Consider the following 25,044-nt stretch of genomic DNA (forward strand, 5'->3'; position numbering starts at 1 on the left):
AACCATCATCTCAATGGATCACAGGCCAATGATGCACTAACAATCAACTTGGACCAGTCAGATGAGGCTGCTCAGGATCTCCTTTGTTGCTGACATTGACGCTGCGCATTGCAGAAATTCTGAATGCGTCGGTACCACAGAATAGTATCCGGTCCGTTTGCTTTATTTTAGCGTACGGTAATCACCGTGCAGTCTGCACGCTGATTGACTTTTTGCGAAACGCTGCCTTGAAAGATCCGTTGAACCCGGCCCAAGCCGCGGTGGCCTATAACTATTGTGTCTGCACCGATTTCACTGGCCATTTTTAGGATGCCTTCATCGTAATCCCCATTGTTTACCCGTGTCGAAACGCTCTTCGCGCCTGCATCCTTCGCGCGTCGCGCCGCTCCATCAACGATTTTCTCGCCAATCACTGTGATGATACGCTCTCTGTCTGCGCGTGACAGGGGGCCCGAAAATACCGCGTCAATATTGGATGGAATGTCGCCCAAATGAAGCTTCACATCGCTTTTGACTTGCTGAACCAAGTGCTCGACCTCAGTCATGCGGCCCAATTCTTCAATGCGAGCGCCATGTTGAAGAACATGGCCGATAGTCATTGGCACATCCAGTCTGAGCGCTAGGTCTGTAGCGAATTCAACGGCACGATCAGCTGTTTCAGAGCCGTCAGTTGCGACCAAGATATTCGAAATCATGGTTTCCCCTCCGTTTTGAAAGGCCAAGACTGACGGGTATCAGAGGAAGATGCATTGATGCAGGTCAATAGACTCAGTGAACTCGAAACTTGCGATTTCCGCCGTTGCCAACCTTTTGATCGAGGTTCGAGTGGTGTTGAAGCCTGGAGGTTTGCCGTGAAAAGCGGTTTGTTCAAACGCATGTAACTTCAGCTAAATCTGCAATTGGTTTTGCTAAGATAATGCAAAGTTGACTATTATTTGATTGGGCCTTGATCAAGGATGCATAGTCTGTGTGGTTGGTAGCGGGTCTGAGGTTGTGCTGTCTTCGGACGCAAGTACCAGTCTGTTTGAAAGATTTCGCTTATGCCACAAGAGCCAACTAAAGATCCCGGCAATGGGCCAAAATGGCCAGAGTGGATTTATTATGTTGCGCTTGTTGCCACGATGGGAACTTTAATTGTCGCAAGTTTCTTTGCGCCGCCTACCGAACTGACCGCTACGACGATTTCATATAGCGGCGTGAAAGAGATCATTCGTGCGGGACGGGTTCGTTCAGCAGAATTAAGTGATCACAGCATAACGGTTCGCGCTACCTCTGCAAACGGGGATGATGAGCAAGCTTTCCGGGCCGTTGTGCCAAGCCAGAGCGACCCGGATTTGTTGGCGCTGCTGGAAGATAACGGTGTTGATGTTACTGCGATTGAACCATCTGGAACCTCGGTCTTCGTCTATCTTATTCCGTGGATATTTATCCTGGCCCTGTATTTCTGGTTTCAAAGACGAATGACGGGCGGGATAGCCGGCGGTCCGGGAGGTATTTCTGGTGGTCTACTAAGCGGTCGTTTCTCAAAACCAAACGAAGCTGGAAGAAAGGTAACCTTCGAAGATGTCGCGGGGCAGGATCAGGCTAAGCGCGAAGTAATAGAGTTAGTAGAGTTTTTACGCGACCCAGAGCGTTTTGCCCGTGTCGGCGCTGAGGTCCCACATGGGGTTTTGCTTGTTGGCCCCCCGGGGACGGGCAAAACGCTTCTGGCCAAAGCCCTTGCCGGCGAGGCCGACGTACCATTCTTTTCGACATCTGGTTCCGAGTTTATTGAGATTTTCGTCGGCGTTGGCGCAGGAAGGGTGCGTAAACTCTTTGAAGAGGCGCGTAAGGCCGCTCCCTCTATTATTTTTATCGATGAGTTGGACAGCGTCGGACGTACTCGTGGAACAGGGCTTGGCGGTGGTCATGATGAACGGGAGCAGACACTGAACCAGATACTTGCCGAGCTTGATGGATTTAGTGGCCGAGAATCTGTTGTTGTGCTGGCGGCGACCAATCGGCCAGATGTGCTGGACCCAGCCTTACTCCGGCCTGGCCGTTTCGACCGCCATGTAACACTGAACTTGCCTGAGAAAGATGCCCGGCGGGCTATTCTTGACATACATGCAAGAAAACTGCCGCTTGAAGATACTGGCGACCTGGGTTGGATCGCGGCAGGAACGCCGGGGTTCTCGGGGGCTGACCTGAAAAACTTGCTTAATGAGGCCGCAATCGGAGCAGCGCGGCGAAGAGCTGATCTGATTTCTCGCAACGACCTTGATGAAGCGCGTGACAAAGTGATGATGGGGACTGTCCGCACTCTTGCGATACGACCCGAAGAAAGGCACCGTCTTGCCGTGCACGAGGCTGGCCACACCGCCGTTTGCTATTTCACGCCAGAAGCTGACCCCTTGTACAAAGTGACGATTATTCCGCGAGGTCACGCGCTTGGGGGGACACACTCATTGCCGGAAGCAGAGCGTCATACCCTTAGTGAAACGTTTCTCAGAGATCAGATTGTTGCTTTGCTTGCGGGGCGAGCGGCAGAGCAACTGTTCCTGGGAACGGTCAGTTCCGGCGCTGACGACGACATCCGACGGGCTACCGAAACCGCCAGAAGTATGGTGACAAGGTGGGGGATGACCGAAGAACTCGGCCCAATCGACCTGAGGCAAAGCGACGACCACCCATTTCTGGGACGTACAATCGCGCAGCCGACGAACATAGCTGATACAACGGCAGCACAAGTAGACCGGGCAGTTATGAAAATGCTCATTGACGCCGAAGCCAGAGCAATTTCCACTCTCGAAGAGCACAAGCCCGAGGTCGAGACGTTGATTGCAGCGCTTGAAAAAAATGAAACTCTGGACTTCTCTGAAATTCAGGCCTGCCTGGATCCAGAACGTACAATTGAGCAGCCGCAGCAAACTCGGAGTTCGGTGACCAAAATACCGGCGGTTCCGCAGAACTGATACCAAGATTATCAACTACTGTGTTCGCTGGCCACGCAGCAAATGTTCAACTTCTTTGGTTCAGTGCAGACAGCAAAGTCAGGCCAACGGTGCTTGAGCCAAATCAATGTGGCGCGCCAGTTGAACAGCTACGGTTCTCAAGTTGGGAGGCCAAAAAGATTTCGATAGAATATGCCGAAATCTGTCAGCGGTAGCGCAGGCCGAGACCAACGTATTCGTGGAAAACGGACATTTTGCTGTACAAGGCGCCGCGCTATGCGAATTTTACAACGGAGAGTCTAGCCGACAGTCAATGGCAAGTGTGAAACACTGGAGAAGTAATCGTTTTCGCAAATTAACCTTGTGAACTGGGCAGCCTAGGCGATGAACAAACCTCAACCGACACGAGCAATTAGCCGATCCAGTCGCATGATCGACTTCAGCCCATTGGCTCGTCGGTACGCGAAGGCTAGGGTTTGGAGTTTGAATCGACAGAACCCCTCTGTTGTTCAATCGACGCTGTTGACTAGGCTTGTTCGCCGCGCGTCTAAAACGAAGTTCGGACAAGCCCATGGCTTTGACCAAATCTCCAAACTCAGAGACTACCAGCAGCGAGTGCCTATCCGCCAATACGTCGAGTTCTGGCAGGAGTGGTGGCAGGCAAGATACCCCGATCTCATCGACCAAACTTGGCCGGGGCGAATTCCGCATTTTGCAATGACCTCGGGGACAACAACGGGTCGCTCCAAATACATTCCATATTCGACCGAGATGCGGCGTTCTGCGGCGCGCGGATTTCTAGATCTTCTGTGTCACCACTTTGTTAATCGACCGGGCAGCAGGGTGCTGGGGGGCTCTGTACTTGGTTTGACCGGCCCAACTGACTTGCAGCACGCCACTCCAGAGGTGGATGTGGGTTCCGTCAGTGCCATCACTGCAGGTGCAATGCCAAACTGGTTTGAGGGTCGAGTGTTGCCAACCCCCGATATTGCCGGGATCGCAGATTGGGAGGAAAAGATCCGCCGTCTGGCACCCCTATCTTTGCAGAGAGACGTGCGTTTTTTGGGGGGTTCACCAAACTGGTTGCTTATCTTTTTGGACGAACTCGCAAAAGATCGGGACACTTCGGGAGTAAAACTAGTCGATTGGTATCCAAACCTAGAGCTTATCGTTCACGGTGGCGTAAATTTCGCTCCGTACCGGCAGCGGTTTGTGGCGCTGATGCAGGGAGGCCACGCAGAAACACGAGAGATGTACTCTGCCAGCGAGGGCGTATTTGCCTACGCCGACCGAGGCGACGGGGAGGGTATGCGCCTGCACCTGAATGGTCATGTGTTTTTTGAGTTTATTCCGGCGGAACAGCTCCATTCCAAAAATCCCGAACGGTACTGGGTTGGAAACATTGAAACCGGAGTTGATTACGCCTTGGCAATTTCGACAGCCGCCGGACTGTGGTCGTATATTGTAGGGGATATTGTGCGCTTCTTGGATCTCTCGCCACCGCGCTTGTTGGTGGTCGGGCGAGTGGAAAACGGGCTGTCCGTCTTCGGTGAACATCTGATTGAAGCGGAAATCGCGGAGGCAGTAGCTGTGGCCGCATCGAACACAGGACTCTCCGTTGTCGACTATAGCGTGGGCGCAGTCTGCGAAGATCAGCGCAATCGCCATCTCTATCTCGTCGAAGTAGAGGGAGAACCTCATCCGAATGCTGCGGAAACGTTCGCTTCAAAAGTCGACAAAGTCTTGTGCAGCCGAAATGAAGATTATTCCGAGTTACGTGCAAGAGGTCTCGCTCTTACAGCACCAGTGGTGAATTTCGTTTCCTCGGGAGGGTTCCTCAGATGGATGAAATCTCGTCGTGGCTTGGGCGGTCAATATAAGGTTCCCAGGATCGTGACAGATGCCAGTTTGTTCGATGACATGCGCAAGGCGATTTTGAGCCAGTCAAACGAAGGTCAAACTCATGACGGTTGAGGTGATTTGGCAAGACCCCAGCTTACTCAGACTGATCACGCGATCGGATGAACCTTCGGAGGCAACCGTTGAATTGCTCGGACATACAGTCTGGGGGAGCCGATCCACCAAATACCGCATTATTGATGTCCCAAATAAGTTGGCTCGGTTGCGCGACCCAAGTTTTTTCGTTTTGTCTGATGCCGGGCAAGAGCTTTGCGTTTTCGTTCTGGATAAGTGTCTGAAATTGTTAGCGGGGAAAAGGTGCCATGGTTTCCACTTTGTAATGGCCTCGACTAGGCCTGATAGACAGCACGAGGGACTTGCAGGGCAGCTGATTGAGCATGTTCGGAATTATTGCACCTCGACCGTCGGGACACCGGGGTTTGGATTTGCCTATGTCGAAGAAACGACTGAATACTCGCTCCACCTATCGGATCAGATTGGTCATACGGTTGAGGCCAACATACCTCTGGCTCTTTTTTCGCGGTTTTTTCCGCGCAAGGATCCAAAAGTGGGCATGGTCCGTCCCGAGGAAGCGGAACAGGTTTTGGCCGAGTTGGAGCAGGCTTATCAAGACCACGAATTGACCGACTTCCGCTCTTCATTCAAATCGGATGAGTGTTTTGCTGTAAGAGAAGGAGACGCGATAATAGCGCTTGCTCAGGCAGAACTGTTGAGGTGGTCGATCGTCTCGATGCCCGGAATCCAAGGGGCATTTTTTCTTAGGATTCTCCCATATTTGCCTGGGCTAAATAGCGTTTTCTGTTTGCAGGATCTTAGGGTCGTCAGATTTGGAAATCTGGTCGTGAAAGAGGGACAGGAAGCGGTGTTCTTTAAGCTATTGGAAGCCTGCTTGCATCATTACCAAGCCAAGATTGGCCTGATAATGCTTGATGAACGAAGCGGCGTTTTACGTCGCATTCAAGAATGCGGAAAAATGGGCCTCTTATCTCATGCCATGTCAGGCTCAGCTAAATTGAGGATCGACGTAGTCGGAATGGGCGAGGATATGATCGCGAAGTTGCGAAACGGTCCTGTAATGGTGAGTGCTGGTGACGTCTTCTGATTGGTCACTCGCCAACTATCTTGCGTCCCAGCGAACCGGGTATGATCTTGAAGAACAATGCCACAGCCTTATTGAAAAAACCCGGGATACAGATTGGTTGGTTTTTTTCTACGGCGCGTATCGCGGTAACCGCGACATCATTCGGCTCGCTCCACATCCACTTTGGGATCGTGACGGATTCTACTGTTCCACCTGCTGCGGCCTGAAATCCCGTGCGTGTGAAGCCGGGGCACACAGCAGTAACGTGCACGCCGCTTGGTTTCATTTCCGCCCGCAATGCGATTGAGAACTGAGCAAGGTACGATTTCAAAGGGTAGTACAGTGTTCCTCCTGCGTGAGGTGGAACAAATGCCGCCAGCGAGGATACGTTTATGATCCGCCCTGATCTTTTTTCCTGCATTGCAGGAGCAATAAGATAGCATAGTCGCACTGGAGCCGCGCCCATGACTTCGATGGTTTCTCGATGCCTGTCCCATTCCACCTCACACAGATTTCCAGGAACGCCGAACCCGGCATTGTTCACAAGGATGTCCACTTGGATGTTTTGCTCAATCAGATAATCGAACAAACTTTGAGGCGTCTCAGGGATAGCAAGGTCTCCAACCCAAACTTGGACGTCTATTCCGTATTTTGATCGCAGTTGTGACGCCAACAATTGTAGGGGATCATTCCGACGTGCGACGATGAGTAAATTGACGCCTTCGGATGCGTATTCTTCCGCAAATGCCCGCCCAATCCCCGAAGATGCTCCTGTAATGAGCGCCGTTCTGTTGTCTAGCGGATCCAACGTCACGCGCTCCTAAAGATTCAGGGTCTCACGCATTTCGGCAAGACAGCCCAGCAGGAAGTCAATCTGCTCGCGTTCGTGTTGACAGGTCATTACAAACCTGATGCGAGCCTGGCCGAGCGCAACAGCGGGGTAACGAGCATGTGGTGCGACGATACCGCGATGTCTAAGCAGGCGGGTAACCTCGGCCGCTTTTAGTTCGTCGCCAATCAAGGTTGGGACAATGTGTGCTTCGCTGCCAAGAGTTTCATACCCACGGGATTCCACTTCACGTCTGAAGTAAAATGCATTCTCAAGCGCTTTTTCGCGTCTCCAGGGCTCGCGTTCAGCAATGTCGATAGCTTCGGTTACCCCGGCCGCGATGGCTGGCGGCAATGGTGCGGAGAAGATGTATGTCCGTGCAGAAATACGCAAAAAGTCGATTACTTCCTGATCCCCGGAAACATATCCACCAACGCCTCCAAAAGCCTTTGTAAATGTACCCATTTGCAAGTCCACGTCGGTTGAAGCGACCCCGTGGTGTTCTAGGCTACCCCGACCATTAGCCCCGAGCATGCCGACCCCGTGTGCGTCATCGATCATCAGCATGGCGTTATGCTCGCGAGCCAAATCAGCCATCGTCGGGATTGGTGCTATGTCTCCATCCATGCTAAACACACCGTCGCTTACGATAAATTTGGATGGCATTTTCGACTCGCCAATTGCCTCAGCGAGGTGTTTCATATTCTTGTGTGGGAACCTGCTGATCTTCGCCTTTGCGAGGCGTACACCGTCTACGACGCTTGCGTGGTTCAGTTCTTCACTAAATACCTCCCAACCAACGGCGTCATTTTCTCCAAGCTTGTCTTGGCCGGGATGGCCAAGATGGGTCTCGGCCAAAGACTGGAGAAAGTCTACTTTCATAAGCGCTGGGATCACCCCGACGTTAGCCATGTACCCTGCCGCAAAACAAATAGCGTCTGCTTGGCCAACGAATTCGGCTATACGCTGCTCAAGCGCTCTATGAACATCGATGTTCGCTGCCATCTGTCGTGATCCACCGGAACCCAGCCCATAGCGCTCCAGCGCTTTCTGGGCAGTTGCTTTGACATCTGGGTGGTTCGAAAGGCCAAGAAGGTTGTTGGAGCAAAACAGCAGATGATCTCGACCGTCGACCCATATCACAGGCTCGGTCGTCGCGCTGTTTACGATAGGGTTGTTTGGGTACAGCCCTGAGTTTTGCACGAGTTTCGTCAAAGACTTTATTCGTGCGGCTGGTGAAGAAGCAGTTCCTGCCATCAGTCGAACCTTTCTTTCCAAGCCTCGAATTGTTGAGCAACTCAAGACGCACTCCGACAGGTTAACCCGCCCAACGTTGATTGAAATTGATTTGAATCATGGAGGTTTTGAACGCGATCTCAGAAGATGGAACATGTTTGAGAATTCGCCAACCAGCGGGGTGGATGTAGCGCTGTGCCAGACGATTCCCGAAGCATTCGAAGCAAGGGTCAACGATACGCCCGATAGCCCCGCCTATATTCAATTCGTGAACGGTGCCTGGCAGACACTGACTTGGCGCATGGTGAATGAACGGGTTGTCAAACGCCGTGCAGCCTTCGCGCAAGCTGATTTGCGCGCCGGGGATCGGATCGGGATTTTCCTACCGAACTGTGTCGATTGGATAGTCACTGATCTGGCGGCCATGAGCGAGGGGTTGGTAGCTGTTCCGGTCTACACGCGGGATAGTGTTGCCAATATTTGTCACGTTCTGCGCGACAGCGGTGCAGTTTTATGTGTGACCGACAGTATCGATAGATGGGAAGATTTGGGGTCTGAACGTAAGTCCTTGACCGTATTGAAACAAGTTTGGCTGGTCAGTGGGGAAGGGCCGAAAAAAGGTCGAGCGATGGTTTGCCCCGACATAGAGATCGGAAGTTACAAAGAAGATCGAGGTGAATTTGGTTCGCCAGATGATTTGGCGACACTTATTTACACCTCCGGCACTACGGGGCCTCCTAAGGGTGTGATGCTAACTTACAAAGCGCTCCTCTGGAACGCGGCGACTGTGGGCGAAATCAATCCAATTTCCGAAAAGGACTTATTCCTATCCGTCCTTCCTTTGGCCCACGCATTCGAGAGAACCTTGGGCTATATCTGTCCCATGCTTGCGAACAGCCCGGTGGCTTTCGCGCGCTCCATTCAAGACTTGGCTGAAGACATGCGGGCTCTGCATCCGACCGTCATGCTTGCGGTGCCGAGACTCTTCGAGAGAGTCCATGACAAAGTGATTTCGGAAGCAGAAGGTTCGGTAATAGCCAGCAGGCTGTTAGCTTGGACAGAGGCAATCGGCTGGCGCCGTCGGCAAGTCGTTGAAAAAAAACTGCCGCCTCCTTCTATTGTGGCTAACCTTTATTGGACCCTGATCGGTAGACGTGTCAGCAGGCGTGTGCACGAAGCTTTTGGGGGGCATATTAGAATGCTGGTTTGCGGTGGTGCGCCTTTGTCCGCAGATACGTCTCGGTTTTTCGCAGCAATGGAAATCCCGCTGCTTCAGGGGTACGGACTCACAGAGGCTGGACCTGCAGTAACCGGGTCGACAATTGATGATCGTCGCTGTGACAGCGTCGGCTTCACGCTTCCGGGCAGCGAACTAAAAATAGGTGATCGGCAAGAACTGTTGATCCACTCACCGAGCGCTATGATCGGCTACTGGAATAACCCAGACGCGACAAACGATGCCTTCGATCAAGATCATTGGCTTCGTACAGGCGATGCGGCCGAGATAATCGATGAGCGTGTTTATATAAGGGGAAGAATAAAGGACATCCTCGTGCTATCGACCGGGGAAAACGTCAATCCAACGCCTATAGAAGCAGCTCTGGCTGCCGATCCTCTGATCGAACAGGTCTGTGTGTTGGGTGATAGCAAGCCATGGTGCTCGGCGGTTGTCGTTGTAAATGCACCGAAATTCCAAGCTTGGTGCGAAAAGACGGATGTTTCCTTAGCTAACCCAATGTCCGAAGAAGTTCGACGGAATTTGGTTGAATATCTAACAAATAGATTGGAAGATACCCCGCCCTTTGCCCGCATCCGCGACATTGTCATCGAGACTGAACCCTGGGGTCTAGAAAACGGTCTAATCACGCCGACACTAAAGCCTAAGCGAGCTAGAGTTCTAGCAAGGTATGAGAAAGCACTCTCAGATCTTTACCGCTGAGTACAAATTTCTTGTTGCGCCTAACCACCTTTGGCGCGCGCAATGCAGGTTCTTTTTGTCTAAAATCGGGTGGCAAATAAGAAAACGGTGTGAACTTTCAAACGAATCTTGTCCATCTTCATCTGACCCACATCAAGGAGTCGGACGGGACTCGAATGCTAAGATTGGAATGTTAAGTAGCGAAGCTGTTTTTCGCTTTTTGCTGCCCGCTCCAATAGCCGTTTTCGAAGTCGGTGAAAAAAGCGGAGTTGGTACCCATAAGGACACCGCCTTGTTTCAAATCTTAAAGGGCAAAAGACTCAATTTTAGTGGGCTTGAGACTATGAAAAAACTTACGGCAGTAATCCTGGTTGGCTCCGTGTTTTATTCGTTTCAGAGTTTGGCGGAAACAGTTCCGACACAAGGCGAAGATCTATTCATCGCACACTGCGCCAAATGCCATGGGGTTGATGCACAGGGAAATGGGCCTGCGGCGACGGCCGTGAAAACACAACCTCCGGATTTGACCAAGATTGCCGACCGAAGAAGCGGTGTTTGGCCTATGCTAGAAGTGATGTCAATCTTGGATGGCTATCTAAAAACAACGACCCCACGTGAGGACATGCCCGTTATCGCCGAGCTAAGCGAAGGCTCCACGGTCGAATTTGATACGGGAAATGGCTTGGTTGCAGAAGTTCCTGCCAAACTCATCGCGTTGACCGAGTACCTGGAGAGCATTCAATCTCCCAAGCCGCTTAGGTACGTGCCGTGAACACCTAGCCGAAAAAGACTTTTCTAGGTCGCCGGAGGCAAAGATGATTGTTGAAGACCAAAGCGAAGTGGTGGCTTTCCTTTCGGACCCAGCCACGTACGGCATCAATGAGAAAATCGACGTTATCGAAACACATATATCAATCGTATTTCTCGCCGGAGATCGAGCATACAAGCTCAAGAAGGCGGTCTATTTGCCTTATGCAGACTTCTCAACTTCTGAAATTCGGTCAGAGGCATGCGCAAAGGAGTTGCAACTTAACAAAATCACTTCGCCTGAAATCTATCTCGGCGTACGGCACATTACTCGAAGCGGTTCAGTGTTGAATTTGGACGGGCAGGGCGAGTTTGTTGACGCAGTTGTTGAGATGGTACGCTTCGATCAAGATGCAATTCTGGACAAAATGGCTGTGCGGGGAGAGTTGACCTCCAACGTAATGAGTGTCCTGGCCAAGACGATCGCCAAAGCTCATCAGTTGGCAAAAAAAGTCCAAGCCAATGGGCGTGAAAATATCGAAGCCGTCCTGGAAATTAATCATGCGGGGTTTCAGCAAAGTTCGGTGTTTTCCAAGGCTGAAGTTGACCTAATTGACGGGGCTTTTCACGCGGACTTGAAGCAGAGGGCACCTATCCTCGACAAACGCGCCGCGCGTGGTTGCGTTAGACTGTGCCATGGCGACCTTCATCTTCGAAACATTTGCCTCTTCGGCGGTCGCCCGAGACTCTTCGACTGTATCGATTTCAATGACCAACTGGCGACTGTTGACGTTCTTTACGATCTCGCCTTCCTAGCTATGGACCTTTGGCACAGGGATTTACGACAGTTCGCGAACCTCGTCGTAAATCACTATCTAGATATTACAGAGGAAGAAGACGGTTACCCTTGTTTGCCGTTTTTTATTGCTCTTCGAGCAGCGGTCCGAGCGCATGTCCTTGCGACCCAATCCGAAGACCCACACATCGAAGACGCAAACGCCAAGCGGCAAGAAGCCCGCAGTTACTACGAGCTGGCAATGTCTCTCTTTTGTGCCTCAAAGCCGCGCTTGGTCGCGATCGGCGGGTTTAGTGGTAGCGGCAAGTCGACTATGTCGATTGCAATTGCTCCTGCCATCGGATCTGCACCGGGCGCAAGAGTGATAGAAAGTGACAAGACCCGCAAAGCAATGTTCGGGTGCGATCCACACACCAAGTTACCGGATCATGCCTATGAGCCTGAGGTTTCGGATAGAGTTTATGGTTCAATGGCGCAGAGAGCCGGCTCACTTTTGAGCGGTGGGAGCGCGGTGGTGGTCGACGCCGTTTACGATCGCCCAGGCCGAAGGGAGGAAGTCGAACAGGTCGCGCGGGAAGCTTGTGTTCGCTTCGACGGCATCTGGTTAACCGCGGCGCCGGGAGAACTCAAACGACGCGTTCAAACACGGCCTCAATCAGCTTCTGATGCGACTCCGAGAGTGCTTGAAAGGCAGTTGCAAAAGCACTTGGGTCCGATTGATTGGAACCATATTAAGACCTCTTGTACGATAGAAGAAACGCGGTTGAAGATTTTGAAAACGTTGGCCTGAAATTGTCAGAAGAACTTGGCTAGAGGCGGAGCAGGGGGCTTTCGTAGCCTCAGCTTATGAATAAAAGATCGCCATTAAAGTACTACAAAACCAGCCCCGAGATCATTCGGCTGGCCCTAGGATCTGCGGATCTGCACCTTGGTATCTTCCGACTTTGCCAGTGTGACCTTAGGAATATTGATGGTCAGCACTCCATCCTTCAGGAGTGCATCGACACTGTCGGCATCCGCGTCCGGCGGCAGCCGAAAAGACCGGCTGAAAGAGCCATACTGCCTCTCGGAGAAGAACCATGTCTCACCTTTCTCTTCGCGCTTGGTTTGCTTTTCGCCCTTCAGCGTTACAACACCTTCATGAACACTCAAGTCGATGTCTTCTTCAGCCACCCCTGGCAGTTCGACGCTGATACGGTAAGTGTTATCCGAACCTGACGCCTCCGATGCAGGGGCCAACCATTCGGATACTCGCGTCCCCACCTGCCGAAGGGGTTCATAAAGCGAAGGCCAGAAGCCGCTGGTGTGAGATTTCTCAACCATTTCCATGTTCTCCTCTCTGATAGGTTGGAGAGATATTGAGCTGGTCGCCGTTCCACGTCCTTGATGCGGATCAAAAGGGAATGGCTGCAAAGTCCGCAAAGCGGTTGTTGGTGAGAGTTGCATCGAACGAGTGCTTTGAGCCCAAAGCAGACTTTAACGCAGTTACAGCAGTTGGCATTACGGCCGTCGGACCTTCACTACGTGGGAGGAATAATCACATCGCTCACTGCCTCGACATTCACCTTGGAAAAGCACTAAATTTAGAGAGAAGTGAATGCGCATCCCACATCAGAATTTGCCGTGTCGACGATTTCCGCTTTGCTTCAACGTAATTGGCGTTTTGAATCATTGCCCGCGTCTAGAAGCGAAGTACTTAAGCGCCTTGGTTGGCGTTTCGATCTGGGCATAGTCGGTCTCAGGTATCGACACGCCTAAGCGCGCGTGCAGGGCTGTCACAAGGTTCAGAATATCCATCGAGTCGAGCTCCAGATCATCTTGCAGATGGTCATCATCAGACACATCCGCCGGTTTTATGTCCGGCGCGATTTTGTGGATTTCCTCCAGAAAGGCCTGTCTAATCTCACTGTCGTTCATAGTTCCTCCGGTCTCGAAAGCTTTTCGGCCAACACTGTAAGGAATTTTGAGGCCTGCCTGCCGTCGCAGACGCGGTGGTCTGCAGAGAGCACAAAGTTCGTGACCTCACGGGGGGCAACTTTCTCCCCATCCACCCAAGGGCGGATTTGTGGGGCGCCGACCGCCAAGAGGACAACCTGAGGAGGGAAGATCACTCCCGTCATACTGTCGGCACCACTCTCACCAAGGCTGGAAATTGTGAACGTTCCGCTGGTCAGTTCTGAACTACGCAATCGTCCAGATCGAGCACGGGTCACCAGATCACGCATCCCTTCCATGACCTCCTCAAGGGACATACGGTCTGCGTTGAAGAGCGCTGGGGCGACCAGTCCGCCGCCACGGAGGGCGATGGCGACTCCTGTATTGATCTTGTTACAGGGGACAAATGCTCCATTCACAACATGACCGTTCAGCGATTTGACGGTCTGCGCTGCGAGGGCGGCGGCCTTCACGATGGCCGCGCCGAGCAATATCCGTTCTGCCGGGGGCCGGTCCTTGTTGCGTGCGGCCAGCCATTCAGACAGGCCCTGAGTTTCAATCGTGTGTGAGACGTAGAAATGTGGAATTTCCTGCTTTGCGCGCGTCATCGCTGCGGCAACCGCCTTGCGCATTTCGGATAGGCCGTCTGTGGCTTGTTTGGAACTGGCCGCGTTTTTCGCGAAGATCTCAACATCGGCCAAAACAACTGCCCCATCCGGGCCGCTGCCTCGGAGTTCAGACAGCTTGAGGCCAGCATGCCGTGCTGCAACGCGGGCCGCCGGGCTGGCTGCCATAACCGCCGCCGGTCTGGGTGGCGTGGCCGAGACCTTTTGTGCATCAGGGCCATGAGATGGGATGCCTGGAAGCGCAGTGTCGGACGGGTCTGGCAAAACCGCTGGCGCTTCCGGCGCGTCCTCTCCTATACGGGCTAGCGGTTCTCCCACGGGAACGGTTTGACCGACTTGCGCCAGTAATTCTGAGACGCCCCCGGCTTCAAAGCTCTCGATTTCTATGGCGCCTTTCTGTGTCTCTACCACGGCGACGACATCCCCCCGGTGCACCTCGTCCCCTGGCTGAATCAGCCACTCGACCAACGTACCGGCCTCCATATCTGCACCTAGCGAGGGCATCCGAAAAATACTCATGTCAGCTTTGCCCCATCACACTCTTGGCCGCCGCGACAATCGCAGGAACCTGTGGTATCGAGGCGTCTTCCATATGTTTCGGGTAAGGGATCGGAACTTCTTCCGAACACACCCTTTCAACTGGGGCATCGAGCGTCCAAAAGACCTGTTCGGTGATCCGGGCCGAGATTTCAGCTGCCAGCGAGCCGCTGCGCCATCCTTCGTCAACAATGACGGCGCGGCGCGTCCGGGCAACCGATCCCATGATTGTTTCGTCGTCAAGCGGACGTAGCGAGCGCAGGTCGATGACTTCAGCGCCAATCCCTTCTAAGGCTAGCGAATTTGCCGCCTCTAATGTCTTGTGGAGCGACCCGCCATAGGTAATCAGCGTTAGGTCTTTGCCCGGCCTGCGAATAGCCGCGCGGGAAATGTCGACAGGGCCTGCGCCCGAGTCAATTTGACCGCTCAGATTGTAGAGCACAACATTTTCGAAGATAAGGACTGGATCGGGATCCTGCAGAGCGGTCCAAAGCATGCCGCGCGCATCTCCCAGCGTCGCAGGCGCGAGGACCTTAAGTCCCGGAATATGGGCGTACCATCCTTCAAGGCTATGGGAATGCTGGGCCGCGAGTTGCTTGCCCGCCCCGGTTGCCATACGGATGACCATCGGTACGCCGAACTGCCCTCCGGACATGTGCCGGAGGGTGGCTGCGGTGTTCAAAATCTGGTCGAGGGCCAAAAGGCTGAAGTTGACGGTCATCAGTTCAACTACGGGGCGCATCCCGGCACATGCAGCCCCGATCCCAGCCCCGGTGAAGCCTGACTCGGAGAGCGGCGTGTCACGCACCCTGTCCGCGCCGAATTTGTCCATCAGACCTTTGGAGACGGCATAGCATCCGCCATATGCACCGACGTCCTCGCCCATGAGGAAGACACGGGGGTCGCGAGCCATGGCGTCGGAAATCGCGGCCCTAATGGCTTCACGATAGGTGGTCTCGACCAGCTCACCGGTAGGGGAAGAGGCCTCAACAGTTGTCGCGGATGGCGCCATTACGTCCTTAGTTAACGACGACACAGGCTCCCAGGTGCCGGCCTCGGAAAAAGCGACGGCTTCGTCGATTTCAGCATCAGCTTGCTTTTCGAACTCCCGGATTTCTTCTTCGTGGATCAGCCCATTTTCTAAGAGCCATGACTGGAAGCGCAGAATTGGCCCCTTATTACGCCATTCCTCAACTTCGTCCTTTGGTCGGTAAAGTTGGGCATCAAACATCGAATGCGCCCGGAAACGGTAAGTTCTACATTCAAGAAATACTGGCTTTCCCGTTTCGCGGATTTCCTGCAGCGCCTGTGTTGCGGCCACTTCGACCGCGACAATGTCCATACCATCGACCACACGCGCCTCGAGCCCATAAGCGGCGGCCTTGCGGCTGACATCGGTCTCAGACTCGGAGCGCGCCAGAGCCGTCCCCATTGCGTAGCCATTGTTTTCGCAAACAAAAAGAACAGGTAGCCGCCACAGTGCCGCGAGGTTAAGAGTCTCGTGAAACTCGCCCTCGGCCACGGCGCCTTCGCCAAAGAAGCAGGCCGTCACGCCTGTGTCGCCGCGCATCCGTTCGGCTAGAGCCAGCCCCGCAGCCAAAGGGAGACCGCCACCGACAATGGCATTGCCGCCATAGAAGTTCGTGGCGGCGTCAAACAGGTGCATCGAACCTCCGCGTCCGCCCGAGCAGCCTTGGGTCTTGCCATACATCTCGGCCATGACCGAGGACATTGAGACGCCGCGCATCAGCGCATGTCCGTGCTCTCGGTACGTGGCGACGACGCGATCTTTGTCCGACAAGAGCGGGATAATCCCAGCGGCAATCGCTTCCTCTCCATCATAGAGGTGCAGGAAGCCGCGAATTTTTTCCTGAGTGTATAGCTCCGCACATTTGTCTTCGAAACGTCGGATACGGATCATGTCACTCAGCAAGCGTTTCACATGGTCGCGGTCCAGTCTTGGTTTGCTTGTGGTCATTTCTCGTCCGTCTCCAATGTAGAGATGTCACCTTCTGGCAGACCAAGTTCGCGCGCCTTCAAAAGGCGGCGCATGATCTTGCCAGAGCGGGTCTTGGGCAGGGCATTTCGGAAAACGATCTCGCGGGGGGCCACAGCCGCTCCAAGCCGTTTGCGGGCAAGGCCGCGAATGTCGCGCTCTAGCTCCTCATCCTCGGTTTGGCCGGGATTCAGGGTCACGAAGGCTTTGACGATTTCGCCCGCAGTCTCGTCTGGAATACCAATCACAGCGGCCTCGGCGATGGCTTCATGCTCAATCAGCGCACTTTCAACCTCGAAGGGGCCGACCAGATGGCCCGACGTTTTGATTAGGTCATCGGCTCGACCGACGAACCAGAAATACCCATCACTGTCCCGCATCGCGAGATCGCCTGACAAGTACCAGCCATCATTAAAGCATTTTTCGTACCGCGCCTGTTCGTGAAGATAGTCCCGCATCATCGAGGGCCAACCCGGTCGCAGAGCAAGCTCTCCGATCTCGCCATCCGGTAATTCTCGCAAGCCCCCGTTGTCTGGTTCCACAATGCCGACAACAACGCCAGGCAGGGGTCTGCCCATCGATCCAGGCTTGATGTCATGCGCTCTAGTATTGGCAATCATGATGCCGCCGGTTTCTGTCTGCCACCAATTGTCGTGGAACGGTCGACCGAATACCTCGTTGGACCAGACCACGGCTTCGGCGTTCAGAGGCTCACCGACGCTTGCAAGAAACTGCAGAGCGCTGAAGTCGTACCCGCGTGCGACCTCACTGCCAGCGCGCATCATCATGCGGATGGCTGTTGGGGCTGAATACCAGACCTCAACGCGTTCCCTTTCAACGATCCCATACCAGCGTTCGAGATTGAACTCTGCCTCGTCCACAATCATCGTCACGCGGTTCACCAGTGGTGAGATAATTCCGTAGGTCGTTCCGGTGACCCAGCCCGGGTCAGCGGTGCACCAGTAGGTCACGCCGGGCTGCAGTTCGAGTGCGTAACGACCGGAGAGCGCGTGGTGCTGAACTGCGCCATGCACGTGAACCGCACCTTTTGGCCTCCCGGTGGTACCCGAGGTAAAATGAATCAATGCCGGGTCTTCCGTCTGTGTATGGACCGCCAGAAATTCTGTCGAGGCCTCTTGCAATGCCGGGGCCAGAGCGACGCAATCATCAGGAGCTTCGTCGCCAACGATGAGGACCAGACGCAGCGACGTCATTTCCTGACGCCACGATGCGATTTTGCGTTTGTAGAGTGACTTAGTCGTGACCAGAACATTGGCATCGCCGATTTCCATCCTGGTTCTCAGGGGTTCCGGCCCAAAGGCGGCAAAGAGTGGCGTAAAGACCATCCCGGCCTTTAAAGTGCCAAGGGCTGCAGCATAAAGCTCAGGCCGGCGCCCCATCGCGACAAAGACGCGGTCTCCTTTTTGTTGTCCGTGGTCATAGAGCAGATTTGCAAATCGCGACGACATGGCTGCGAGATCGCTATAGCTGAGCGTTTGCTGCGCTCCGTCCTTGGATAGCCATATCAGGGCAGTATAGTCTCCATGCCCCTGAGCTACGTGGCGATCGACAGCTTCAAACCCGATGTTGATCGAGCCATCTGGCAAACCTGTGAGAAGTTCGCGGCCAAGGTCGTGTGTCGGCTGCTCTAGGGCATCCGAGGTTGGTTGCCAACACGCAGCGGCGCGCTCTTCGGGTGATTTCCGGATGGTGCTCATTGCTACATCCTCCCACAGAAAGTCTGGCGGGGAGATCTGGGGGAAGACAATGACTCAAATCAAAGCGCGCAATATGGACTCATCTAAACCGATCTTTAACGTTTCGGGCAAGGTCAGTGCGCGCGCGATTATGTACGTACCATGGTTTGTTAGGACTACATCAGGTCCTTATGGCCTTTTACATCTTCAATGATAGACTTGTGCATCGTTTCGACCGACTGGAAGCACATTTTGAAGGCCTCCCCGAATATCCGATTGTCACCTAATGCACGGACCTGCATATCTAACCGCGTGCAAGATCGCATAAAGAACCGCGGCAAGGCCGGTCTTTCCAGTGGGCAGCATGATTAGTGATTTTGCCCCGGATGCGTCTTTCTTGACCATTGTGCTGGCCGGAGTTGTTATCTTCGCAGCCTCTTTTGCTCGGGGTTATTCGGGGTTTGGGTTCTCGACTATTCTGATGGTGGGCTTGCTCCCGGTCATTCCCGCTTCACAACTCGTGCCATTGTCCATTGCGCTTGAAATTCTCGCGTCCAGTAGTCAGGCGCCGCGTATCCTGCCTGATATCAACCGCCGTTATCTCGGCATTCTTCTTGGCGCCAGCCTGATTGGTGCGCCAGCCGGTATTTTTCTACTGTCCTATGTCGCGGAAAGTACACTGCGGATGATTGTCTACGGTGTGGTGTTTGCCTCAACGGGGTTGCTGCTCTTGTCTGCTTCCCGGCCTGTATCCATTACGATGCCGAGGTTGGTTCTGGCTGGCCTTATCGCCGGGGCGGCAAATGGGGCGACCGCGCTGAGCGGTCTTGTATTGGCTTTGTTCTTCACCTCCTCGACTATTGAGTCAACAGCGATGCGGGCAACGCTTATCGCCTATCTCTTCTTCGTAGATCTGATTACAGGAGGGTTGCTTTTCGCCGCCGGCCACTTTGAAACAATTACGTTCTGGCTAATTCTGGCGGCAATACCCGTGATGCTGGCGGGCATTTGGCTGGGCTCGCGCCATTTCTTCGCCACGCCATCGGACTCGTTCAAGACAAGGGTCCTCTGGCTTCTGCTCGCCTTTTGTATCGCGGGTGTAGGCCAGATGCTAGTTTACGGCTTTCGATAAATTTCCATTTCGTCGGGTATCGACAAATTCGGGGAACGGCGAAAGGGAGATTTGGCCAAATGATTGGCGTAGCAGTATAAAGAACTGTCATCGCTTTAAGCTCACGGCCGAATGTGCCGGTATACGCGCGTCGAAAAAAACAACTGATTGGTGCTTGAAACAAGCGCCAATTCAATAAACGCCATAGGCGAACTGCTTTTTCTACTCTTTCAGTTCTCAACATGTTTGGTCCATCGGTGTCATGTAGCAAGTCAGTCCAAACATTTGAGCAAGTAGAGTTCCTACGCCATGATTTGAATCAATGAGACATGTACGTTGCGGTAGTAGAAATATCGAGATCAGAAAGCGCCCGGGTTTGGGATGTGGTATCTGCTGAGAATCTTGGCGCTGCACGAACGTTGGTTGAGGTTAGTGTGCGGTCTTCCTGGAGGTCGAAATTCGCGCCATGCGGTGTTTTTGCGATCCAAAAATTTGGATTGATTGAATGATCAAGTACTACCTACCGGTCGCAATTGGCGCGCTACTAATTGCCTTTTGGGTAAGTCCTGACGCGCAGGTGGTTGCAGCTGGGATCGCTATCTTTTTGTTTGGCATGCTTATGCTTGAAGACGGTTTCAAGCTACTTGGAGGCGGAACACTAGAACGAATGCTTCAGCGGGCGACAAAATCCGTTTCGCGATCTCTCTTATTCGGTTTCGTCTCTACTGCGTTGTTGCAGTCCAGTTCACTGGTTTCGGTCATAACGATTTCATTTTTAAGTGCTGACCTGATTTCTCTGGTCGGTGGGGTGGGCATAATCTTTGGGGCCAATATCGGAACGACGACGGGTGCGTGGTTGGTTGCCGGGCTAGGATTGAAGGTGAATATCGCAACCTATGCCATGCCAATTATCGGCCTTAGCATAATCCTTGTGTTTCAGAAGCCGAAGGTGCTCCGTGGGATTGGTTACGCTCTTGGCGGACTGGGTTTTCTGTTCCTAGGCATTCATTACATGAAAGAGGGTTTCGACGCGTTCAAGGACCAGGTCGATCTAATGCGATTTGCTTTGTCGGGATTTTGGGGGCTGGTGGTCTATTGTTTGTTGGGGACTGCCGCAACCGTGATTATGCAGTCGAGCCACGCGACGATGGTGCTTACTCTCACTGCGCTTGCCGCTTCACAAATTAGCTATGAAAACGCGCTGGCTCTCGCGATCGGGGCTAATATTGGAACCACGATTACGGCGATTATTGGCTCGATCAGCGCCAATTTTCAGGGCAAGCGACTGGCATTGGCGCACCTGATCTTCAATACAATAACTGCGGCGGTAGCTTTGGTTTTCATAGTCCCGCTACGTGAGATGGTTGACATGATCAGTGGTGCCGTGGGTATCGGTGCGGAAGATTTTGCTCTGAAGTTGGCAGTGTTCCATACTATCTTTAACGTGCTCGGCGTCTTGCTCATGTTACCATTGATGCGGGGGCTGATCTCCTTTCTAGAACGCAGTATTATCGAACCAATCCCGGATGTTAGTCAACCGCGTTACCTGAACGATGCGGCCGATGATTTCCCACAAACTCTTGAGATTGCACTTCGAAAGGAGGTCATGCACCTATACGAAAACGCGATGACGTTGATCTTGCATGGCCTGAATCTGCATAGGAAGGATGTGCTTAGCGCGAACAGCGTTGCAGAGGTGGTTCGAAGCAGTCGAACACCTACCGACATGGATATTGAGGAAAGCTACCGGCGCAAGATCAAGACACTCTATTCCGCCATTGTCGAATTCTCGACGCGCGTCGGGGAAAAACGTGTCGAACCAGATGTAGCGGAACGAGTTTATGCCCTGAGAGATGTCGCTGGCGACATCGTTCAAGCGGTTAAGTCGGTCAAACACCTGCGAAAGAATATCTTGCGTCACACTGTACGGTTTTCCGGGAGTGCAACCGAACTGTATGATGACCTCCGTACTGAAATTGCCAGAATACTCATTGAGATTCAAAAACTTGAAGAAGCAGAACCGGGTGAGCGTAGTGCGCTCTGGCTTGATCAGGAACGTGCGCAAATAGAAGAAGATGCTCGGACCGCTGCGCGCCGTGTAGAACAGCTCATTCGAAAAAACCAACTCACTCCCGATGCCGCAACTTCATTTCTCAACGACTCGGATTATGCCTATAGCGCGATGCGTAAGCTGATCGAAGCAGCGAGAACCTTTTACATCGAACGAGACAGCGCCATGGCCGAAGTCGAACGTTTGTTGGCTTTAGAAGAAGAAGAACTCGGTGAGTATAAGATTGAAACCGATGCGCTCTCTAAGGAAGAAGAATCCGAAAAACATCACAGTAAAGTCGTAGAAAGCAAATAGCATGCTGAAATTGTGCGACGATCTGCGGGGGGTATTAAGATGGGATTGAAAAAACTTGCCGAAAAAATGGTCGAGTACAACTCGCGTCTTGAGGCAGGCAAAGCGGAGAAAATTAAATCCAGCCATGTTCAAAAGGTACTCAAAAAGCTGCGCAAGAAGGTGGCAGATCTTGAAGCCGAAATTAATTTGGAGAAGAATTCTGACAGGAAAGCCAGACTGGTTCGAAAACTCGGAACAGCGCACGAGAGTGTCAAACGGGCTGAGTGGCTGTTGAGCGAAATTGACTAATACTCTGGTTCAGGCTTTAAAAATTTGAGGACTCGCGACGAGTGCCTTGGTGGCCATTTTGAACCTGATGCCAACACACCTAAGCAACTGGAGTGCCACATTTTATTTGGACCACCGTTACGTCTGAGAAACGGAGGGCCGAGAATGGCGAACAAGAGACATAAGCCGGAAGAAATAGTTAAGAAGCTGCGGCAAGTTGATGTGCTTGTCGGCCAGGGAATGATGCGTGTAGATGCGATCCGCGAGGTTTGCATATGGTGGCGAAATGCCAATCTTTGGCGCGGTGTTTGAGACAGACCAACAAATCGCGGTGGCTTTGCCCAATGGGCAATCTATGATGGTTGGCCTGCCGTTGGCGAATTTGCTCGCTTTTCTTGAATCGATCCAGTCTGAATAGGCGCTGACCAATCCGCTAGTCGGTATCCGCCGTGCGTCTGATCGACATGAGAGTCAACGGCGGCCCCAACACCTCGAAGGCCACAGTACTGGCCAGAGTAATGGCCATGATCGACGCGGCCCAATGCGGAAATTGCTCTCCAGCTACAAGGGCCATTCCGACCGCAACACCGGCCTGTGGCAACAAAGCGGGACCGTACCAGCGGGTCTCACGGCGAGGCAGGCCGCCAAGTCTTGCTCCGCAGTAACCTCCGACCAGGCGGGCCACGGCGCGCAAAAACAGAAAAAGTGCACCAGCCCAGCCCATCAAGCCGAAGGCTTCAATGTCCAACGTGGCGCCAGCCAGCAGAAAGAACAGAATCATGAACGGCCACTGAATGTGCTCGATCTCATGAAAAGCACGGTCGTGATGGCGCGCAAGATTTCCGATAACCGCGCCCGCAACCATGCCTGCTACCAAGAATGAAACCTCCAGCCAAAGCGCGAGGCCCGCTGTCAGAAAGACTATGCCCACTGCTTCTGCCTGCATGGGTTCTCCGGGTTTCAAGCGGCCTGTCAGGTAAGCGGATGGCACGCCCAGTGCGGTACCCAATAGTATCGCCCCTCCGAAATCCCACATCGCTGTGGTCGTGACGGTGGCCCAACCATCCGAATGACCGGCCAGAACCAAGGCGATGCTGAAAACGATCAGACCCCAAGCGTCATCAATTGCGACTACGCCCTTTAATGTTTCGGTAAAGCTGTTGGACACCCCAGATTGTTTGATCACGTCTGCAATGGCGGCCGGAGCTGTAGCCGTGCCAATTGCCGCCAGCACCAACGCCAACCCGAACGGTACGCCAATCGCGGTCAGTCCAACCGACACAATAACAAGGGTTGCAACCACGATTGAAATCGAAATCGTCAGAATGGCTCGGCCATGCCGAACCAGGTTTTTGCGGGTCAAAGATCCTCCAAGAAGAAACGCGACCATCGTCAAGGCAACAATGGAGATCTCATCGAACCACTTGGCAACGTCGACCGGGATCACCCCGAATCCTGCGTTCCCGGCAATCAGGCCGAGGAACAGTAAGGTTGTAACACGAGGAAGATGCGTGGCCCGGCCAAGTTGATCGGCCGCCAATCCGGCAAGGAAAAGGACACCAAGGGTAATCAGAAAGCCGGCAATGTGCATAGAAAACCAAGCGTTAAGATCTTGTCTAGACTACTCTAACCCCAACCCTGCTTGCTAGGAACCGATGACGGAGAAAATGCGAGAGTCCCGTCGCAGCTTAGGCCGAAGATCCCTAAAAAAGGGATATTGATCTGTATTTAGGCGAAAGCGCGCCGCACTTGGCACAATAACTCATTCAGGAAATGAGGAGGAACTTTCGATGCCGACAAAGAAATTTAACACAAATAGCCCGACCTCGCTTTTGGATGTTTTCAAGCAAATGCAGCCGCCCATTTCTGGCAATCCGGCCTTCGGTGCCCAGATCGAACAATTTTGGGACGCGCAAGAGAAATTGCTCGAAGAAACCGAGGCCTTTGCGCAGCATTGGTTCGAACGGCGTCATGAGGCGGTCCGGACGGCTCTAAAAGCTGCACGCAATGTGTCTTCCGCGAACCCGTCCGATCCTTCTAAAGCCTTTCAGAGCATGGCGGAGTGGCAGCGCCATTCGGCGGAGCGGTTGGTTGCTGACGCTCAGGAATGGTTCGAAACCGTGGCCCGTTGTGCAGCATATGTCGCTGAAACCGAAGCTGAAGCTGTTGAGAAAACAGTTGGCGATGTTGCAGCCTCTACAAAGAGCGCGGGGAAATCTTCAAAGTCTAACCCTGTGTAGGGTTCCTGCCTCCGAAAAACCAAACTGAAATCATCGGAGCAGTAGCTGGGAGGGTCTTGTCCGAATAACTTTGCTTGAGCGGGTTAGGGGTGTTGAGTAGCTTTTGCCCATGACCAGACCTGCCTCTTTCAAGTACTTCAAAACCAGCCCCGAGATCATCCGCCTTGTGGTGATGTTATACATCCGCTTCCCGCGCTCGCTTCGGAATGTCGAAGATCTGCTGCATGAGCGAGGCATCAACGTTAGCCATGAAACTGTCCGGTAAGGCTGCGCTCAGACAATTGGGTGCTCTTGAAAAACAAGGGACGGGCAGTTGGCTAAACAACCGCGTCGAGAACTCACACCTCCCGTTCCGACAACGAGAAAGCGCAATGCAGCGTTTCAGGCGTATGCGAAGTCTGCAGAAAATCGTCTCGGTCCACTCCTCCGTCTACAACCACTTCAACCAGGAAAGATCGCTCGCAAGCAGAGGCTCTGTGGCGGTACATCGCGGTGATTACCGAAGAGACGGCTATCGGATTAAATCACATGGTCCTATCAGAGCTGATCCGCGATCTCGACCGGTCCCGGAAGTTCTTAACGGAGACAGAAACCCACGATTACCCGATGACGAGATTGATCGGCGAAGCCATGGACGCAGGCGTGATCCGAAAGGCCGATCCGACCTTCGCAACCAACCAGTTGCTGGCGCTCGTCAAAAACTTTTTCTTCTGGCCAGAGTTTTTCCACGGCGAGAACCCGACACCAAAAGACGTACTGGACGATTGCATCGCTATGTTTTTGGCGCACTACAAAGCAGACATTTGATCG

At 53.2% G+C, this 25,044-nt stretch carries 21 protein-coding genes and 2 pseudogenes; 14 read left to right on the forward strand and 9 right to left on the reverse strand.

All coding sequences use genetic code 11. The annotated features are described in order from the left end of the window. Positions 1-167: 167 nt before the first annotated feature. Complete coding sequence (locus AC2FLO_RS05820) at positions 168-695, reverse strand: universal stress protein (RefSeq protein WP_170680650.1); 528 nt, start codon at positions 693-695, stop codon at positions 168-170. Positions 696-1,040: 345 nt separating this feature from the next. Here AC2FLO_RS05820 and ftsH point away from each other — a divergent pair, with 345 nt between their 5' ends. The 3 genes from ftsH to AC2FLO_RS05835 all read left to right on the forward strand — a co-directional run bounded on the left by ftsH (position 1,041) and on the right by AC2FLO_RS05835 (position 5,955). Further along, the gene (gene ftsH, locus AC2FLO_RS05825) at positions 1,041-2,954 is read left to right on the forward strand and encodes an ATP-dependent zinc metalloprotease FtsH (protein ID WP_480490438.1); all 1,914 of its coding nucleotides are present in this window, start codon (positions 1,041-1,043) and stop codon (positions 2,952-2,954) included. Positions 2,955-3,362: 408 nt separating this feature from the next. After that, the gene (locus AC2FLO_RS05830; RefSeq protein ID WP_480490436.1) at positions 3,363-4,907 is read left to right on the forward strand and encodes a GH3 family acyl-acid amido synthetase; all 1,545 of its coding nucleotides are present in this window, start codon (positions 3,363-3,365) and stop codon (positions 4,905-4,907) included. Continuing rightward, positions 4,897-5,955 carry a hypothetical protein gene (locus tag AC2FLO_RS05835; RefSeq protein ID WP_480909342.1) on the forward strand — a complete coding sequence of 353 codons (1,059 nt, stop codon included), beginning with the start codon at positions 4,897-4,899 and terminating at the stop codon, positions 5,953-5,955. The genes AC2FLO_RS05830 and AC2FLO_RS05835 overlap by 11 nt, the downstream gene beginning before the upstream one ends. 4 nt (positions 5,956-5,959) lie before the next feature. Here the strand turns inward: AC2FLO_RS05835 and AC2FLO_RS05840 are convergent, their stop codons facing one another. Together AC2FLO_RS05840 and AC2FLO_RS05845 are read right to left on the reverse strand one after the other, a co-directional pair. Beyond that, a complete protein-coding gene (locus tag AC2FLO_RS05840; protein ID WP_480909344.1) occupies positions 5,960-6,742 on the reverse strand; it encodes an SDR family NAD(P)-dependent oxidoreductase in 783 nt (260 codons plus the stop codon). A 12-nt stretch (positions 6,743-6,754) separates the two neighbouring features. Next, positions 6,755-8,020, reverse strand: coding sequence for an aminotransferase class I/II-fold pyridoxal phosphate-dependent enzyme (locus AC2FLO_RS05845; protein ID WP_496716959.1), 1,266 nt, complete (start codon positions 8,018-8,020; stop codon positions 6,755-6,757). Between the two features lie 133 nt (positions 8,021-8,153). On the opposite strand from AC2FLO_RS05845, the gene AC2FLO_RS05850 reads away from it, so the two are divergent. From AC2FLO_RS05850 to AC2FLO_RS05860, 3 genes are all read left to right on the forward strand, one after another. Then, positions 8,154-9,938, forward strand: coding sequence for an AMP-dependent synthetase/ligase (locus tag AC2FLO_RS05850; protein WP_170824819.1), 1,785 nt, complete (start codon positions 8,154-8,156; stop codon positions 9,936-9,938). A gap of 169 nt (positions 9,939-10,107) precedes the next feature. Next, on the forward strand, positions 10,108-10,689 hold the full coding sequence (locus tag AC2FLO_RS05855) for a c-type cytochrome (RefSeq protein ID WP_480623710.1): 582 nt from the start codon (positions 10,108-10,110) through the stop codon (positions 10,687-10,689). A gap of 43 nt (positions 10,690-10,732) precedes the next feature. After that, the gene (locus AC2FLO_RS05860; RefSeq protein WP_480490425.1) at positions 10,733-12,250 is read left to right on the forward strand and encodes a bifunctional aminoglycoside phosphotransferase/ATP-binding protein; all 1,518 of its coding nucleotides are present in this window, start codon (positions 10,733-10,735) and stop codon (positions 12,248-12,250) included. Between the two features lie 116 nt (positions 12,251-12,366). On the opposite strand, the gene AC2FLO_RS05865 is transcribed toward AC2FLO_RS05860, so the two are convergent. From AC2FLO_RS05865 to acsA, 5 genes are all read right to left on the reverse strand, one after another. Continuing rightward, positions 12,367-12,783 (reverse strand): Hsp20/alpha crystallin family protein, encoded by a 417-nt coding sequence (locus AC2FLO_RS05865; protein WP_170617576.1) that lies wholly within the window; start codon positions 12,781-12,783, stop codon positions 12,367-12,369. Positions 12,784-13,128: 345 nt separating this feature from the next. Then, the gene (locus tag AC2FLO_RS05870; RefSeq protein WP_170485688.1) at positions 13,129-13,377 is read right to left on the reverse strand and encodes an acyl carrier protein; all 249 of its coding nucleotides are present in this window, start codon (positions 13,375-13,377) and stop codon (positions 13,129-13,131) included. Beyond that, the gene (locus AC2FLO_RS05875) at positions 13,374-14,540 is read right to left on the reverse strand and encodes a dihydrolipoamide acetyltransferase family protein (RefSeq protein WP_170619902.1); all 1,167 of its coding nucleotides are present in this window, start codon (positions 14,538-14,540) and stop codon (positions 13,374-13,376) included. Before AC2FLO_RS05875 ends, AC2FLO_RS05870 begins: the two co-directional genes overlap by 4 nt. Position 14,541: 1 nt before the next feature. Beyond that, positions 14,542-16,536 carry a pyruvate dehydrogenase (acetyl-transferring) E1 component subunit alpha gene (gene pdhA / locus AC2FLO_RS05880; RefSeq protein WP_170617459.1) on the reverse strand — a complete coding sequence of 665 codons (1,995 nt, stop codon included), beginning with the start codon at positions 16,534-16,536 and terminating at the stop codon, positions 14,542-14,544. Continuing rightward, on the reverse strand, positions 16,533-18,272 hold the full coding sequence (gene acsA / locus AC2FLO_RS05885) for an acetate--CoA ligase (protein WP_170617457.1): 1,740 nt from the start codon (positions 18,270-18,272) through the stop codon (positions 16,533-16,535). The genes pdhA and acsA overlap by 4 nt, the downstream gene beginning before the upstream one ends. 343 nt (positions 18,273-18,615) lie before the next feature. Here acsA and AC2FLO_RS05890 point away from each other — a divergent pair, with 343 nt between their 5' ends. The 4 genes from AC2FLO_RS05890 (at position 18,616) to AC2FLO_RS05905 (ending at position 22,306) form a co-directional block, all read left to right on the forward strand. Next, positions 18,616-19,383, forward strand: coding sequence for a TSUP family transporter (locus AC2FLO_RS05890; RefSeq protein ID WP_170617455.1), 768 nt, complete (start codon positions 18,616-18,618; stop codon positions 19,381-19,383). A 484-nt stretch (positions 19,384-19,867) separates the two neighbouring features. Beyond that, a complete protein-coding gene (locus tag AC2FLO_RS05895) occupies positions 19,868-21,727 on the forward strand; it encodes a Na/Pi cotransporter family protein (RefSeq protein WP_170617453.1) in 1,860 nt (619 codons plus the stop codon). A 39-nt stretch (positions 21,728-21,766) separates the two neighbouring features. Next, the gene (locus AC2FLO_RS05900; RefSeq protein ID WP_170617451.1) at positions 21,767-22,015 is read left to right on the forward strand and encodes a hypothetical protein; all 249 of its coding nucleotides are present in this window, start codon (positions 21,767-21,769) and stop codon (positions 22,013-22,015) included. Between the two features lie 144 nt (positions 22,016-22,159). After that, the gene (locus AC2FLO_RS05905) at positions 22,160-22,306 is read left to right on the forward strand and encodes a hypothetical protein (protein ID WP_170617449.1); all 147 of its coding nucleotides are present in this window, start codon (positions 22,160-22,162) and stop codon (positions 22,304-22,306) included. Between the two features lie 121 nt (positions 22,307-22,427). Here AC2FLO_RS05905 and AC2FLO_RS05910 read toward each other — a convergent pair whose 3' ends face one another. Next, positions 22,428-23,585: a cation:proton antiporter gene (locus tag AC2FLO_RS05910; protein ID WP_170817049.1), complete on the reverse strand. Its 1,158-nt coding sequence runs from the start codon at positions 23,583-23,585 to the stop codon at positions 22,428-22,430. 199 nt (positions 23,586-23,784) lie between these two features. Between AC2FLO_RS05910 and AC2FLO_RS05915 the strand changes: the two genes are divergently transcribed. The 4 genes and pseudogenes from AC2FLO_RS05915 (at position 23,785) to AC2FLO_RS05930 (ending at position 25,041) form a co-directional block, all read left to right on the forward strand. Further along, positions 23,785-24,234 carry a phasin family protein gene (locus tag AC2FLO_RS05915; protein WP_480441985.1) on the forward strand — a complete coding sequence of 150 codons (450 nt, stop codon included), beginning with the start codon at positions 23,785-23,787 and terminating at the stop codon, positions 24,232-24,234. Between the two features lie 172 nt (positions 24,235-24,406). Continuing rightward, a pseudogene (locus tag AC2FLO_RS05920) lies at positions 24,407-24,496 on the forward strand (IS6 family transposase); the annotation flags it as partial. Further along, positions 24,483-24,623: pseudogene (locus AC2FLO_RS05925) on the forward strand (IS6 family transposase); the annotation flags it as partial. The pseudogenes AC2FLO_RS05920 and AC2FLO_RS05925, both read left to right, overlap by 14 nt. A 103-nt stretch (positions 24,624-24,726) precedes the next feature. Further along, on the forward strand, positions 24,727-25,041 hold the full coding sequence (locus AC2FLO_RS05930; RefSeq protein WP_170614102.1) for a TetR/AcrR family transcriptional regulator C-terminal domain-containing protein: 315 nt from the start codon (positions 24,727-24,729) through the stop codon (positions 25,039-25,041). Positions 25,042-25,044: the final 3 nt, after the last annotated feature.

This window comes from Ruegeria sp. TASC047 (genome assembly GCF_059612445.1).